16 protein-coding genes are annotated in these 15167 nt (G+C 64.1%); 8 read left to right on the top strand and 8 right to left on the bottom strand.

What is annotated here, in order from left to right:
- Positions 1-170: 170 nt before the first annotated feature.
- Complete coding sequence (copD, locus tag L7H23_RS01685; RefSeq protein ID WP_237837634.1) at positions 171-1082, bottom strand: copper homeostasis membrane protein CopD; 912 nt, start codon at positions 1080-1082, stop codon at positions 171-173.
- A 4-nt stretch (positions 1083-1086) separates the two neighbouring features.
- Positions 1087-1482, bottom strand: a complete 396-nt coding sequence (copC, locus tag L7H23_RS01680) for a copper homeostasis periplasmic binding protein CopC (RefSeq protein ID WP_237837633.1) — start codon at positions 1480-1482, stop codon at positions 1087-1089.
- Positions 1483-1628: 146 nt separating this feature from the next.
- Here copC and L7H23_RS01675 point away from each other — a divergent pair, with 146 nt between their 5' ends.
- The 8 genes from L7H23_RS01675 (at position 1629) to L7H23_RS01640 (ending at position 10313) form a co-directional block, all read left to right on the top strand.
- Entirely contained in the window at positions 1629-1895 is a 267-nt protein-coding gene (locus L7H23_RS01675; protein WP_237837632.1) for a hypothetical protein, read from the top strand.
- On the top strand, positions 1895-2335 hold the full coding sequence (locus tag L7H23_RS01670) for a periplasmic heavy metal sensor (protein ID WP_237837631.1): 441 nt from the start codon (positions 1895-1897) through the stop codon (positions 2333-2335). Before L7H23_RS01675 ends, L7H23_RS01670 begins: the two co-directional genes overlap by 1 nt.
- Positions 2332-2895, top strand: coding sequence for an RNA polymerase sigma factor (locus L7H23_RS01665; protein ID WP_237837630.1), 564 nt, complete (start codon positions 2332-2334; stop codon positions 2893-2895). The genes L7H23_RS01670 and L7H23_RS01665 overlap by 4 nt, the downstream gene beginning before the upstream one ends.
- Before the next feature lie 57 nt (positions 2896-2952).
- Positions 2953-4737, top strand: coding sequence for a copper resistance system multicopper oxidase (locus tag L7H23_RS01660; RefSeq protein WP_237837629.1), 1785 nt, complete (start codon positions 2953-2955; stop codon positions 4735-4737).
- Entirely contained in the window at positions 4734-5825 is a 1092-nt protein-coding gene (locus tag L7H23_RS01655; RefSeq protein ID WP_237837628.1) for a copper resistance protein B, read from the top strand. Before L7H23_RS01660 ends, L7H23_RS01655 begins: the two co-directional genes overlap by 4 nt.
- A 335-nt stretch (positions 5826-6160) precedes the next feature.
- On the top strand, positions 6161-8863 hold the full coding sequence (locus tag L7H23_RS01650) for a TonB-dependent receptor (RefSeq protein ID WP_237837627.1): 2703 nt from the start codon (positions 6161-6163) through the stop codon (positions 8861-8863).
- Between the two features lie 11 nt (positions 8864-8874).
- Positions 8875-9579, top strand: a complete 705-nt coding sequence (locus L7H23_RS01645; RefSeq protein WP_237837626.1) for a PepSY domain-containing protein — start codon at positions 8875-8877, stop codon at positions 9577-9579.
- Complete coding sequence (locus tag L7H23_RS01640; RefSeq protein ID WP_237837625.1) at positions 9576-10313, top strand: PepSY domain-containing protein; 738 nt, start codon at positions 9576-9578, stop codon at positions 10311-10313. The genes L7H23_RS01645 and L7H23_RS01640 overlap by 4 nt, the downstream gene beginning before the upstream one ends.
- Before the next feature lie 4 nt (positions 10314-10317).
- Here the strand turns inward: L7H23_RS01640 and hutC are convergent, their stop codons facing one another.
- The 6 genes from hutC to L7H23_RS01610 all read right to left on the bottom strand — a co-directional run bounded on the left by hutC (position 10318) and on the right by L7H23_RS01610 (position 15157).
- A complete protein-coding gene (gene hutC, locus L7H23_RS01635) occupies positions 10318-11118 on the bottom strand; it encodes a histidine utilization repressor (protein WP_237839306.1) in 801 nt (266 codons plus the stop codon).
- A gap of 148 nt (positions 11119-11266) precedes the next feature.
- A complete protein-coding gene (speD, locus tag L7H23_RS01630) occupies positions 11267-11641 on the bottom strand; it encodes an adenosylmethionine decarboxylase (protein WP_237837624.1) in 375 nt (124 codons plus the stop codon).
- A 2-nt stretch (positions 11642-11643) separates the two neighbouring features.
- Complete coding sequence (locus L7H23_RS01625) at positions 11644-13269, bottom strand: FAD-dependent oxidoreductase (RefSeq protein ID WP_237837623.1); 1626 nt, start codon at positions 13267-13269, stop codon at positions 11644-11646.
- On the bottom strand, positions 13259-14791 hold the full coding sequence (locus tag L7H23_RS01620; protein ID WP_237837622.1) for a polyamine aminopropyltransferase: 1533 nt from the start codon (positions 14789-14791) through the stop codon (positions 13259-13261). Before L7H23_RS01620 ends, L7H23_RS01625 begins: the two co-directional genes overlap by 11 nt.
- A complete protein-coding gene (locus L7H23_RS01615) occupies positions 14784-14993 on the bottom strand; it encodes a DUF350 domain-containing protein (protein ID WP_237837621.1) in 210 nt (69 codons plus the stop codon). The genes L7H23_RS01620 and L7H23_RS01615 overlap by 8 nt, the downstream gene beginning before the upstream one ends.
- Before the next feature lie 20 nt (positions 14994-15013).
- On the bottom strand, positions 15014-15157 hold the full coding sequence (locus L7H23_RS01610) for a hypothetical protein (protein ID WP_237837620.1): 144 nt from the start codon (positions 15155-15157) through the stop codon (positions 15014-15016).
- Between the last annotated feature and the right edge of the window lie 10 nt (positions 15158-15167).

Below are 15167 nucleotides of genomic sequence, written 5' to 3'. Positions count from 1 at the left end.
AGCGGAAGGAAACGCAACGAACGGAGCCGGAAGGGTTGGAATGGGCCGGGTTGCATGCCGGGAATTGCCTGGAAGTCTTCAAGTTTTGGCCGTGACGGCTTTCGATTCTTCCAGCCGCGAGATCGACCGCCCCCAACAGCCAAGGCAGGCCGGACAGGCGGCGGGAGGGATCAGGGTTCAAGCGTCCCGAGTATCGCGACAAGAGCAAGGATGCTGGCGGCAGCGCTCGCCTCGAGCGCAAGGCTGCGGCGAATTGCAGTGCTCGAAGGCCTGCCATCTGTGTCGGCAAGGGCCGGGGTCAGCCGCCAGCGGTTCAGAGCGGCCAACGCGAGCATGCCTGAAAAGAGCAGAAGCTTGGCGATGAGCAGATATCCGTAGGTTGAGCGAAGCACGCGGCTCGCGCTGTCCAGTCCCACAATGATTTCGAAGTTGATCAGGCCGGTTGCGGCGATCGCGATCACGCAGCCGGTGCCGACCCGGGCGAAGCGCTCGAGACTTTGCGCTGCTATGCGAAACCTCGGCTGCTCGCCATCATCGGCTGCGGGACGGAGAAGAACGAGAAACGCGGCGATGGCGCCGAGCCATATCCCGGCGGCGATCATATGGAGCGCGTCGGCGGCGCGATGGATGGTTCCCGCAAGCCCTTCGCTGGCGGCGGCGTGACCGGACCAGGCGAGGCTTGCCAGGGCGATTGCCGATGCGAGGGTCAATATGATGCCGGCGCCCGACGGCCGCCTGCGGAGCTGCCCGGCCGCGACGATCGCCACACCCAGCGCCAGCATCCTTGCGATCCATGCTCTGCCGACCTCGGTTTCGGTCGCCATCGAGACGAACATTGCCGGCGCGACATCGCCGACGGCGACGCCCTGCATACTCGCAGTGAGAGTGAGCATCCCACCGAGCGACGCGAGGAAACCGACGCCACACAGCCAGGGCTGCGCGACCGCGAACCCGGCGGTAATGCCGGTCACGTCACCCTCAAGGCGGCCGAGCGCGTAAAGCGGGAATGCCGCCAGCCCCAAGATCAGCATCAGGTCCGCGAAAAGGAGGAACCTGATGCCGATCATGAGGGTGTCGGCCATCGTCCTATTTCACCGTGAAGCTGAATTCGCTGCCCATGCGGTGCGTATCGGCCCCCGCAGCTGACCATTTGACCTTGTAGGTGCCGGGGACGAGCGCGCGCTTCGGGGTGAGCGTCAACGACTTGCCGTCCTTGCCCATCGCAGAGCCGATGGCGATCTTCATCGGCGGGTGATCGGCCATGCCGGGCATGCCGGTCATGACCAGTTCGGCCTTTACGGTCGAGGCGATCAGCTTTTCGCTGAACTTGAGCTGGATCGAGGCCACCTTCGCGACCTTGGCATTCGCTGCTGGGGTCGAGGCGACAAGTTTCGCATGCGCCAGCGCAGCCGTCGGCGAAAGCGCGAGCGCCGCTGCGGCGGCGGCGAGGCCGGCAAGGGGGGAGAGGGAAAGCTTGATCATAAAAGGCTCCAGTCACATGGTCATGCTGCTAATACGCATGGCGATGTTGCAGCCCTCGAAGAAATGGATCGGGGCAGTATCGGGCGAGGGTGAGGGGTGCGGCGTTCGCGTGCGTATAACCTGCTGAAAGGACCAGTGAGACGGTGATGGACGTAGAGCTTCGGAAATTGAATGCAGCCGCGCTGCCGTCGGCGCTCGATGCGCTGGACGATCGCGTGCTCGTCGCGCTTTCCGTCCGCAAGGCCGAAGCCGCGGCGACGCGCCGTCTGATGGCGGTTGCGGCGCTCTTTTCGCTTGGCGGCGGAATGGTTGCAGGCAGCGTGTTCGTGCCGAGCGCTGTTGCGGCAAGCCCGCTGACGCCGTTGATCCCCGCGAGCCCCCTCGCGCCGTCCGCCATATTGGACGCACGCTGATGACCGCCGCGCGCCGGGTGGCAATCATCGGCTTCATCGCGTTTCTCGCGGCGCTCGCCGGCGTTTTCGTCGGCCGGCTGCTTGTCGACGCGCCCAAGCCGAGCGAGGCCGAACTGCATACGCTGCTGCACCGCGAACTGACGCTTTCCGTTGATCAGGAAAAGCGGCTGCAGGCGATCGAGGCGCAATATTCCGGGCGGCGCGAAGCGCTCGAACTCGAAATGCGGGCGTCGAACATCCGTCTGGCGCAGGCGATCGATGCCGAGCATGGCTACGGTCCGCGCGTGACCAAGGCGATCGACGAGACGCACGAGGTGATGGGCGAATTGCAGAAGGAGACGCTCCGCCACCTCTTCGCGATGCGCAGCGTTCTCGATCGCGATCAGGCCGCGATGTTCGACAAGGTTGTGGTCAAGGCGCTGACCGCCGATGCGAGGTGACTGTCGATCTGTCGCAATGCAGCGACCGCGATCTCGCGGCGCTTGCCCTTTCCGGTCGGCAGGATGCGTATCGCGAATTTCTGGCGCGCTATAAGGCTGCCGTCTTTCGCCTGATCCGCAGCAATGTCGGCGACGAGAATGAGGCGATGGACCTGACGCAGGAGAGCTTTGTCGCCGGCTTCGCGGCGCTTGGCCGTTATGATGGCGAGCGGCCGTTTCGCATCTGGATTTCGCGCATCGCGCTCAACAAATGCCGCGACTGGGCGCGCCGCCGTGCGGTCCGGTCGTTCTTCACCCGCGCACTTCCTCTTGAAGCTGCATATGACGTCGCCGGTGAGGGCCCGACTGTCGAAGCGGAGGCTGCCGACCGCGCCCAATTGGCCCGAGTACAGCAGGCGATCGCCGATCTGCCGTCCAGTCTTCGCGAAGTCATCGTATTGCGCGGCGTCGAGGAACTCAGCCAGTCGGAGGCGGCGGAGATGCTGGGTATCAGCGAGAAGGCGATCGAGACGCGCCTCTATCGTGCGCGCGGCAGGCTGCGCGAGATGCTCGGCGAATGAGGGACGCGCGGGGTGCGTGCGTATGGCAATACAGGTTCGACAGGAAGAAACGGGATTATGCAGATCGATCGGCGGCGATTCATTGGCGCGGCAGCGGGCAGCGGGGCGGCAGCGGCGCTTGCCGCATGGATGCCGGCATGGGCGCAGCCGGTTTCGGCCGGCCTGAAAGCCCAATTGCCGACCGTGTCCGGCGAGGACATCACGCTGCGGATCGCGCGCCAGACGATGCGCGTCGATGGCAAGGTTGCCCGCGCGATCGGGATCAACGGGACGATACCCGGTCCGCTGATCCGCCTGCGCGAAGGGCAGAAGGCGCGGCTGACGGTGGTCAACGAGCTCGACGAAGACAGTTCGATCCACTGGCACGGGCTGATCCTGCCGTTTCACATGGACGGGGTTCCCGGGGTCAGCTTCCCGGGCATCAAGCCGCGATCGACCTTCGTCTATGAATTCCCGATCGTGCAGGCAGGCACCTATTGGTACCACAGCCATTCGGGGCTTCAGGAACAGATCGGCCATTACGGCCCGATCGTCATCGACCCGAAGGACGCCGATCCGGTCGCGTATGACCGCGAGCATGTCATTGTCCTGTCCGATCACAGCCGCCTGTCGCCCGAGGCGATTTTCCGCAAGCTCAAGGTCAACCCCGGCCATTTCAACATGCAGCGCCAGACGCTTGGCGGATTGTTGGCTGGCGAGGACCAGCCGCTGAAGGACCGCGTCGAATGGGGCGCGATGCGGATGGACCCGACCGACGTCGCCGACGTCAATGGCTCGACCTACACCTTTCTCGTCAACGGGCATGGCCCTCGCGACAACTGGACGGCGCTGTTCGCGCCCGGCGAGCGCGTACGGCTGCGCATCGTCAATGCCTCGGCGATGTCGATCTTCAATGTCCGCATCCCGGGTCTTCGCATGTCCATCGTGCAGGCCGACGGGCTCAATGTCGTGCCGTTGCCCGTCGACGAGTTCCAGATCGGCGTCGCCGAAACCTATGACGTGATCGTCACGCCGGTCGAAGATCGCGCTTACAGCTTCGTCGCCGAAGTCAACGACCGGTCGGGTATGGCGCGCGCGACGTTGGCGCCGCGCGCAGACATGGTTGCCGACGTGCCGCCGCTTCGCAAACGCCCGCTCGCGACGATGAAGGACATGGGCATGGGCGCGATGGGCGACGGCGGCGACGCGTCGTGCACTGCCGAACACGCCGCAATGGGGCATTGCACGCCCGCGGCCGATGCGGGCACCGACCATGCCGCGATGGGGCATGGTGCGGGCGGCATGAACCACAGCATGCGCGACTTCGACGTCGCGCCGCAGGTCAAGCGCGATCCGAGCGTCCAGTCGATTTCGCCGATGCCCGTCGACCGGATGGGCGAGCCGGGGCAGGGGCTGGAGGATGTCGGGCACAAGGTGATGACCTATCGCGACCTCGTCGCGCTCGACCGCAACCCCGACGTCCGCGCACCCGGCCGCTCGCTCGACATCCATCTGACGGGCAATATGGAACGTTTCATGTGGTCGTTTGACGGTGTGAAGATGTCCGACCATCACGAGCCCATCCCTTTCATCGAGGGCGAGCGCGTGCGCGTAAACCTCATCAACGATTCCATGATGAGCCACCCCATCCACCTCCATGGACATTTCTTCGAGCTGGTGACGGGGAAGGGCGACCGCGCGCCGCGCAAGCATACGGTGATCGTCCAGCCGGGCGGCATCGCCACCTTCGACTTCACCGCCGACGCGCTCGGCGACTGGGCGTTCCATTGCCACCTTCTTTATCACATGCACGCTGGCATGATGCGCGTTGTCAGTGTCCGTCCGAAGGGGGACGCGGCATGACGCGCGCGTCGCTGCTGCTGGCCGGCATCTCCGTCATGGCTGTCACAGCTCCGGCCGCTGCCCAGTCGGGCCATGGCGGGCACGGCAACGCGCCTGCGGCGCCGGTTGTCGAAGCGCCGATACCGATGGACCATGGCGATGGCGCGCAGATGGATATGGAGTCGTCGGCAACCTGCACGGCGGAACATGCGGCCATGGGGCATTGCACGCCGGAGCCCGAGGACGCGGCCGCACCCGAAGCGCCTGCCGATCCGGCTTGTCCGCCCGAACATGCGGCCATGGGCCATTGCACGCCCGCAGCGCCGGTACCGACTGCGGCTTCCGGCGCGGTCGGGACCGACCTTGCGCCCGGCGACGCGCCCGCGCCCCCTGTTCCGGATGACTGGTATGCCGATCGTCTCTACCCGAAAGGCGATATGGAGCATTCGCGCCATGTAATGATGGAAGAGAGCGGGGGTCTGACAACGGCCTTCCTCAGCTTCAATCTCGCCGAATATCAGGCCCGCAAGGGACGTGACGGCTATCGATGGGAAGCCGAGGGCTGGTACGGCGGCGACATCCATCGCTTCACGATCAAGAGCAAGGGCGAAGGTGCCTTCGGCGAAGCCATCGAAAGCGCCGAAACGCAATTGCTCTACAGCCGCGCGGTCGGCCCCTATTTCAACCTGCAGGCCGGCGTACGCCAGGATGCGGGGCACGGCCCCGACCGCACCTATGCTACTGTCGGCTTTGAAGGCCTCGCGCCCTATTGGTTCGAGGTCGAGGGTGCGCTTTTCCTGTCGAACAAGGGCGACCTTTCGGGCAGGATCGAGGGCTATTATGACCAGCGCATCACCCAGAAGCTGATCCTGCAGCCGATGGCCGAGCTCAATTTCGCGGTGCAGGACGTGCCCGAAAGGGGCATCGGGTCGGGGCTATCGGACATGGAGCTCGGCCTTCGCCTTCGCTACGAGGTTGTCCGGGAGTTCGCTCCCTATGTCGGGGTCGAATGGGCCCGCAAATTGGGCGACACGGCACGCTTTGCCCGCGCCGCAGGCGAGGGCGCGAGCGGCGTCAGCCTTGTCATGGGTGTCAGAGCCTGGTTCTGATCGATTTGAGAGAAGCCAAGGCATTGCGGCCGCGTTTCGAAGTTCGAGGCGCGGCCGTTCTGTTGATGGACGAGTCGCACGAGGCGGCGACCGGCCCGGGCGCGTTGATGCCGATGCCGATGCGAGCGGCGCTCGCAATATAATTTCAAAATTTGCGCATACGGGAAAAAAATGGGCACCGCATGAGGGGTGACGCTTTCCGATGCGTATCTGTTACGGGAATGCGTCTACTTTTAATCTTTTTAAGATATTGAAAAATCAGGTAATTTATTGTTGACCTGTATATACAATCGATGCTCTCTGACATGATGCAAAGCCAAAAAGGGGGTTTCGCCATGACGATCAGGACAACATTGCTGGCGGGCGCTGCTGCCGTCGCCTGTCTCTCAACACCAGTTTTCGCCCAGACCGAAAGCGCACCCGATGCCGAGGCCGAAAATGCCGGTCCCGGCAGCGACATTGTCGTGACCGGATCGCGTATCCGGCGTCAGGATCTTGCGGGTGTCGGGCCCGCGACGGTCGTGTCGGCCGAGCAGATCGAAAACACCGGCGTCGTAAACATCGAGACGGTGCTCCAGCGCCTGCCGGCCAACGCGGGCTTCGCGGGCAACCAGACGTCGGCTTACTGGACGAACAACGGCTATGGTACGGCGCAGGTCAATCTTCGCGGCCTCGGCATCAAGCGCACGCTGGTGCTGCTCAACGGCCGCCGCCTTGTCGCGGGCGGCACCGGCGCCAACTCATCGCCCGACCTCAACATGATCCCGGTCGCGGCCCTCGCACGGACCGACGTGCTGAAGGACGGTGCGTCGGCGATTTACGGAGCAGATGCGATGGCCGGCGTGGTCAATCTCGTCACCCGCAGCGACTATGAAGGCCTCGGCCTCAGTGTCCGGCAGGGCATCACCGGAAAGGGTGATGGGTCCGATTTCACCGCCGACCTGCTCTGGGGCATCCGCAACGATCGCGGCGGCTTCATGGTCGCGGTCACCTATCAGAAGACCGATGCCGTCAATATGGCGAGCCGGGCGCCCTGTTCGCTTGCCGAAACCACCCCGGGACAACTGTCCTGCGTCAACAGCGCGTCGACGATCGGCGGCCGCGCGGTGCTGCCCAACGGGCAGCAGATCAACTTCAACCAGGTCCCCGGCGGCAACGGCAATTTCTTCGAGCCGTACAGCGCCGCCAAACATAATTTCAATTCGGCCCCGTTCCTCAACGCGGTCAGCCCGGTCGAACGCGTGAGCACAGCCTTTTTCGCAGATTATGACCTGACCGACAGCATCGAGGCGTTCGGCGAATTTCTCTATACCTTCCGCAAGTCGAACCAGATCGCGACGCCTGGTACTCTACGCAATCTGTCGATCGCTGCGAGCAATCCGACGAACCCGACGGGCCAGAATATCGTCCTTGTCCAGCGTCGCCTCGCTGAACCGGGGCCACGCCAGTTCTTTCAGGAAACCGACACCTGGCAGGGGACTTTCGGTCTGCGTGGCAAGCTGTCGAACAATTGGGCGTGGGAAGTCGCGGGGAGTTTCGGGCGCAACACGGCGGTCGATGGTTCGACCAATATCGCCAATCTCGAGCGCGTCGCGAACACCCTCGACACGACCAAGTGCAACCTCGCGGCCGGGGCGTCGATCCCGTGCGGCGATTATCTGGGCTTTGGGGACCTGACGCCGCAGGTGCTCGATTATATCCTGTTCACCTCGCGTGACCGTGGCGGAAACGAACTGGCGACGTTTACCGCTGACCTTAACGGCGATCTGTTCAAGCTGCCTGCGGGGCCGGTGTCGTTCGCGGCAGGCGTTGTCTACCGCAAGGAAAAGGGCTGGCGCGATCCAGACCCGTTGACCGTACTCGGGGTTGCCAACACCAACCAGCAAAGTCCGATTTCGGGTAAGAGCGTCGCGAAAGAGGCCTATCTCGAGCTTTCGGTACCGATCCTTGCGGACACGCCCTTCTTCCAGGCGCTCACCCTCGACGGAGCCGTGCGCTATTCGGACTATGACCTGTTCGGCAATGACTGGAACTACAAGGCCAGCCTCGATTGGGTGATCAACGACAGCATTCGTCTGCGCGGCACCTATGGCACCGGCTTTCGCATTCCCAATGTCCCCGAACTGTTCGGCGGCGTGTCCGAAGGCAATCTGACGACGACCGACCCCTGCTCGCGCTACTCGACCAGCGGCAATGCGACGCTGATCGCGAACTGTCAGGCGTCGGGCGTGCCGGCGAATTATGTCCAACTCGGCACAACGATCCTGACCACGGTGGGTGGCAACCAGAATCTGAAACCCGAAAGCTCGACGACCTGGACTGTCGGCACGGTGATATCACCGAAGGGGCTGGTCCCCGGCCTGTCGCTGACCGCCGACTGGTTCGATATCAGGATCAAGGACGCGATCCGTGCGATCCCCGGGTCGACCAAGCTTTCCGTCTGCTATGCCAGCGCGAATTTGTCGCACCCTTTCTGCGACGATTTCACGCGCAGCACGCTGACCGGCGAAGTCACCTATCTGTCCGCGCAGCCGATCAACACCGGACGCGAGGAAATGAACGGACTCGATCTCGGGCTGGTCTACGCCGGCGGGATCGGCGCAGTGAACATCTCGCTCGACATGAACGTCACCTACCTCAACAAATATGTCGTCAATCCCTTCCCGGGCGGCGCGCCGATCTTCTTCGACGGCTTCATCGGCGGCGGCAATGGCGGCTATCCGAAGTGGCGCGGCTATGGCGTTCTGACGGCGGAAAAGGACGGCGTCAGCGCGACCTGGTCGACGCAGTGGATCGGCAAGGCGACCGACTTCAACGCGTCGCCGGGCGAGATCGGCTACCGGACGCCAAATGTCTTCTATCACAACATCCAGCTCGCCTGGGAGATTGACGAGAAGACGCGTTTCCAGCTCGGTGTCGACAATCTCTTCGATCGCAAGGCGCCCTATATCCAGAGCTTCACCGATGCGAATACCGATACGATGACCTATGACCTGCTCGGTCGCCGCTTCTATGTCGGCTTTCGCACCGCGTTCTGAGGATATCTGCAATGGCAATCCGCTGGCCGCTGCTCGTTCGGCGAACGCATAAATGGCTGGCACTCGTGGTCGGCGTCCAGGCGCTGCTCTGGACGCTGACCGGGATGTACATGGTCGCGGTCCATATCGACATCATCCACGGGGACAATCTGGTCCGCGCGCCGGTCGAACAGCCCTTCGACCTGTCACGTCTGGCCGAGCCGTCGCAAGTGGTCGCAGCGACGCCCGGTGCGTCGGAGGTACGCCTGCAGCGCTACTTTGGCGCACCGGTGTGGCGCGCGGAGACGCCCGACGGGCCGCGCCTGTTCGACGGCGCGACCGCGCGGCCCATGCCCCGGCCAACCGAGGCACAGATCCGGGCGCTCGCGAAGCGGATCTATACAGGCGACGGAAACATCGTCTCGGCCAAACTGTTGACCGACGCCCCGCAGGAAATGCAGTCGCGCAAGCCCCCCTATTGGCAAGTCGAGTTCGAAGGCTGGAACCGGCCGACGCTCTATCTGTCGCCCGCAACGGGCGAACTCGTCTCGCGGCGCCACGCGCTCTGGCGCGTCTTCGACTTCGCCTGGATGCTGCACATCATGGATTATGACGAACGCACCGACGTCAACAATCCGCTGCTCCGCATCGCGACATGGAGCACCTTTGCCATGGCGCTGACGGGGGCATGGCTGCTGATCTGGTCCTTCCCGCGCCGCAAGAGGAAGAAGGCATGAAAAGCTTTCGCCTGACGCCGCTGTTCTTCCGCCGCGTCCATAAATGGGTCGGCCTGATCCTCGGCCTGCAATTTCTTCTCTGGGCACTCAGCGGCTCGGTGATGGCGCTGCTCGACAAGGACAAGGTCGGCGGCCACGGCGGTGGCATGAGTCACGCGCATCCGTTGCCTGCCGGCGATTATGCCGCGCTCGCAGGGCTGCCGAATGGCGAGCCTGTCAATGGGCTGGTGCTCCGCGATCTCGGTGCGCGCGCCGTCTATGAAGTTCACAGCCCCAAAGGCATCCGGTTGGTCGATGCAACCAGCGGTGCGCAGATCCGCGTCGATCAGGACATGGCCCGCGAGATAGCGTCCATGATGAACGAGGCGCCCATCCGGGCGGTCAGCGTGCTGTCCAGGCCGAACCTTGAGGCGCGAGATTTCGAAGGGCCGATGTGGCGCGTCGACTTCGCCGATGAAGAGAACAGCAGCGCCTATGTCTCGCTCGATACCGCCCGGTTCCTTGTCATGCGCGGCGATACCTGGCGAACGTGGGACTTCTTCTGGATGCTCCACAATATGGATTATCTGAATCGGAAGAGCTTCAACCATCCGCTGATCATCTTCGTTGCGTTCGGGGCATTATGGCTGTCGGGAACGGGCTTCTATCTCCTGTTCAAGAGTTTCAGCCGCGCCGATTTCCGTTGGCTGCGCCGCCGTCGCAAGCCGGTGGTGATAACGAGGGACGCCACCTGACCGTTCAGTCGTCGATCGAAAAGGCCGCTGACAGCTCGAACCGGGTGCCGGGATGCGTCAGCCATGCGTGCGACACCAGACGTCCGCGGCTCCATGTTCGCCGCGTCATCCGCAACACGGGCTCGCCGGCTTCGAGGCCGAGCATCGCGCGGACGCGCTCGTCGGGCATCATCGCGCAGACCCGATGCTCGACACGTTCGAGCGGCGCGATGCGCGTGAGATACTCGTTGGGCGTCGTCGCGGTAAAATCCATGTCACCATAGTGAGGTGCGATCGATGCGAGGACGACGCGTTCCTCGAGCTGGATCGGAAATTCGGCTTCATGATGAACGATGATCGAATGGAACAGCTTCGTCCCCACGGGGACCGCAAGCAGCGGGGCACTCTCTGCGCTCGCTCGTTCAGCAACATTCTGGATCACGCGGGCGCGATAGACGTGGCCCCGCTCGCGAATCTCGTCGGCGATGTTACGGATCTCGATCATCTGCCCGATGGGTCTGGGCTCGGCAATGAACGATCCGATGCCGGCTCTCCGGACGATGACGCCAGCGGCCTGAAGCTCGCGCAAGGCCCGGTTTGCGGTCATGCGCGAGACATTGAATTGGTCGACGAGTTCTGCCTCGGAGGGAACACGGTCGCCCGATCTCAATCGGCCGTCGCGGACGGCGTCCGAGATAGATTGTTTGATAATCGCATAGCGGGGCGACGCATGGTCGGCGTTGTGAACAACAACTTCCACAATTCCGGCGGATTCCGGAGTCGCTTGTCCGACCGCGCCACGCGAAACTAATGAAGAGGAACTCATAGGTCGTATATACAGGCCGGAACCGAAGAAATCCAACCCGCTTCAATGGCTTTGCTACTGCGCCCCCCGCATAGCCAAGCCGGTCGATTTCCATCGCGGCTTCTTCGCTTTGGCCACCGGAAGCTGTCAGTCCGCTATCGGCCAGAGATCAGCTTGTGTCCGAAATGGATCCTGCAAGTCGCTCGATGCGGGCGACCTTCAAAACCTTCGCGGCAAGGGCGGATGTCATTTCGGTCAGCGCTGCCTCCGGATCGGCCTGTGCTCCACAGACAAAAATATCGACCGCAGCAAGGTTGTCTTCCGGCCAGGTGTGGATCGAGATGTGCGACTCGGCCAATAGCGCGACGCCGGTCACGCCGCCTCCTTCGCCGAAATGGTGCAGCCGCAACTCGAGCAGCGTGACCTTCGCCGCCGCGGCGGCATCGCGCAGGACCGCGGCGATGAAGTCCGGATCGTCGAGCCGTTCACGCGCTGTCAGATCGGCGATCAGGTGCAGGCCGTGAAGGAAGGGACGCGAGGACATGGTCAGATAAGGCTCGTGAACTTGTGGCCGATGGTCTGCATCGCGGCCTCGGCCGCGGTTACACCTCGATAATGCGCTTCTTCGAAAAGGGACAGTCCGCTGATGTCCGAATGGGCGTGAAAGATCGGCGGCGCGAGCTGCTGCGCGGCGGCGCGGGCGGGATCGGACAGAAAGCCGGGAACCGGGCGGATCATCGCATGGCCCCAGCGCCAGATGTCGATGCGCTCGATAGCGCCGTCGAGATCGGGGTTCATCGCCAGCAGGTCGTCCGCGACAAGCTTTTGCCAGTCGTCTAGGCTTCGGCGCTGGAGGATCCTGCGCGCGTCGGCGGGAGTCTCGCGCGACAGCGGCAGGTACCAGGTGAGCACCCGCGATCCGCCTGCCGCGGCTCCCGTCTGGTGCGCCGCGACGACATAACCGAGTGACTCGCTGCTCGCCGAGACATTGTCCCAAGCCAGCGGCGCCCCCCGGCCACGTGGCGGACGGCCCACCGTCACGTTGGCGACGATCCACGGCGCATAGGAGAAGGAAGCGCCCGGCGCCGCTGCGGGGGCTACCCGCGATGCGACGAAATGCGGCATTGCGATGATCGCGGCGCGCGCACGGGTGCGCACCGACCGTTTCTGCCGATGATCGAAGCGGTCGACGATCACGCCGTCGCCGTCGCGCTCGACCCGAAAGATGGTGCTGGCGGGGCGAATGCGATCGCCCAAGCGGCCGCCCATCAGCGCAACCAGCCTCCCGTTCCCCTCGGGCCAGGTCAGTTCACGGCCGCCGTCGCCGCCGGCGGCCCATCCGCGGCGCGAGGCGAAATAATGGATGCCCGCCCAGGCCGAGAGCTGATCGGGCTCGGTCCCGTAATCGTCGCGGCAGCAGTAGCGCAGGTGCGCGCGAAGCGGGGGCGAGTCGAAGCCGTTGGCGCGCAGCCACGCACCGAAACTCTGTCGGTCGAGCGCCCGATATTCCTCGTCGCGGCTCGAATAGGCGCTGGGAACGGCAAAGGCGGGCCGCCCGTCGCGTCCGACCGCGCGGCGATAGGCATCCATACGCGCGAAAAAGGCATCGCGTTGCGCCGCATCGTCTGGCGTCAGGCCCTTTTGCGGATATAGCCCTTCCTGCCACTGGCCGCGCCATAACAGCCGTTCCTCCAGATCGGCGCAGAGCTGGTACGGGTCGTAGCGTGGCGCGCCGTCCGCATCGGTCCCGACAACCATTCCGAAACGATCGAGCATATGACGGAGCGCGCGCGCTTCGCGGTTGGGGACGGGCAGATAATGGGCGCCGAGCGGATAGGCCGACACCGTGTTACGGCCCGACCGGGCATTGCCGCCGGCCCGGTCCTCCAGCTCATGAACCTGGAAATCGTCATAGCCCGCCTCGGCGAGCGTCCACGCCGCCGCGAGCCCCGCGACTCCGCCGCCCGCGATCAGGATGCCGACCGTTTCCTCGTCGGCGCCTGCTGGCGCGGGAAAGCCGCGATCGCGAAGCCGGTGCCCGCGCGCCATATCCACGCCGTCCAGCGTACCGGGAAAGGCGCGGGCCTCGCTGCACCCGCCGGGAAGCATTGCCGCGGCCGCCAAACCGGCGCCGCGTACCAACAATCCACGGCGCGTCGGCTCATCCCTCATAATGGCCCCATTCCTCGGCGAAGCTTCGCACCAGGGCCTGATTGTCCAGCCGGTTCACCGGCGTCGGTCGCCGCGCCATGTCGGGCGGAAAATCATACATGAGCGGCTCGCTCTCGGCGGTCAGGAAGCGTAACCCCGCGGGCAGCCGCGGGGTCGCCGGCAACGCCCCATGACCTGCCATGGTAAAACCCCATTCGCCAAAGCTTGGAACATAGGCGTGATAACCCCGCGCTGTCAGGCCGGCCGCCTCCAGTGTCGACGCCACGGTCCAATAAGATCGCGGCGCGATCAGCGGGGAAGTGCTCTGCACCGTCATCACGCCATCGGGTTTCAGGATGCGCGCGACCTCGCGATAGAAGCTTTCGGTATAAAGCTTGCCGAGCGCGAACTCGGTAGGGTCGGGAAAATCGACGATGATGACGTCGTACGATCCCCGCGCACGTCGGATCCAGCCGAAGGCATCGGCATTTTCAACGCGAAGCCGGGGGGAGGCGAGCGAGCCGCGATTGAGTGCTGCCAGCGTGCGGCTGTCGCGGAACAACCGCGTCATTTCGGGGTCCAGGTCGACCAGCGTGACCGCACGGACCTTCGGGTCGCGCAACACCTCGCGCGCCGCCAGCCCGTCACCACCGCCGAGGATCAGGACATTGGCGGGATCGGCGACGCGGCCCAGCGCAGGCCAGACCAGCGCCTCATGATAGCGATATTCGTCGCGCGAGGAGAATTGCAGGTTCCCGTTGAGATACAGGCGAAGGTCATCGCCGCGGCGTGTGAGGACGATCCGTTGAAAGCGCGTCGAGCGGGCGTAGACCACAGGCTCGTCGTAGAAGGCGACCTCGGACCAGCGTTGCAATTGTTCGGCATTGGCGAGCCCGCCGACCAGCGTCGCGAGGACGAGCAGCGCGGCGGCGAGATCCCACCCGACCCGCCGCGACCGCCGGAGCACCCAGATCAGCGCCAGCGCCACCGCGACATTGGCGATCCCGAATACGAAACCGGTACGGATCATGCCCAACTGCGGAACCAGCACGAGCGGGAAGAGCACCGAGGCGAGCAGGGCGCCGACATAGTCGAAGGTCAGCACGTTCGAAACGAGCTCGCGAAAGGCGAAGCGGTTTTTCAGGATGCGGATGAGCAGCGGAATTTCGAGCCCGACGAGCGTGCCGATCGCCAAGACCAGCGTGTAGAGCGCGAAGCGGAAGTCGCCGACGACCGGGAACAGCAGGAACAGTGCCGCGGCCGACCAGCCGCCGAGCAGCGCGATCATCAGCTCGACGCGCAGGAAAATGCCGAGCTCGTCGCCATGGACATAGCGCGACAGCCAGCTGCCGATCCCCATCGCGAACAGATAGGCGCCGATAACGGTCGAAAACTGGGTAACGCTGTCGCCGAGCAGATAGCTGGCGAGCGTTCCCGCCAGCAGCTCGTAGATCAGCCCGCAGGTCGCAACGACCAGAACCGAGAGAAGCAGGACAAAGGCAAGCGAAGGCCCGTCGACCTTGGGCCCTTCTTCTTCAGCCATGCATGACCGCGGCAATGATGTTCGAAATGCTGATCGCCACTGCACCGGCGAGCAATGCCACCGCCATATTCTTGCGTTCGATGATCTCCGCCCACAGCTTGCCGGGGGTCAGGAGGTCGACCAGCACGAAGCTGGCGATGAAGATGATGATGCCGACCACGGCATAGACCAGGGTGGCGAGGAATATATCGGTTGTCAGCATGACTGTCCTTTCGCGCGTGATTATTTGTGGGTCGGGCCGCGTACTGTGGCGGTCCCGCCGTGGTCTTCGTCCGAGAAGGGCGACCAGGCGTAATAGGAGGCGGCGACCGATCCGGCGAAGATCAGGAAGCACCAGGCTGCGAACAGATAAAGGCGTTGGGTCATCGCATCGCTC

The organism is Sphingopyxis sp. BSN-002 (assembly GCF_022024275.1).
In the GTDB taxonomy this organism is placed as follows: domain Bacteria; phylum Pseudomonadota; class Alphaproteobacteria; order Sphingomonadales; family Sphingomonadaceae; genus Sphingopyxis.
Note: the sequence above shows the minus strand (reverse complement) of the source record. Positions and strands in the feature narration are given on the sequence as shown.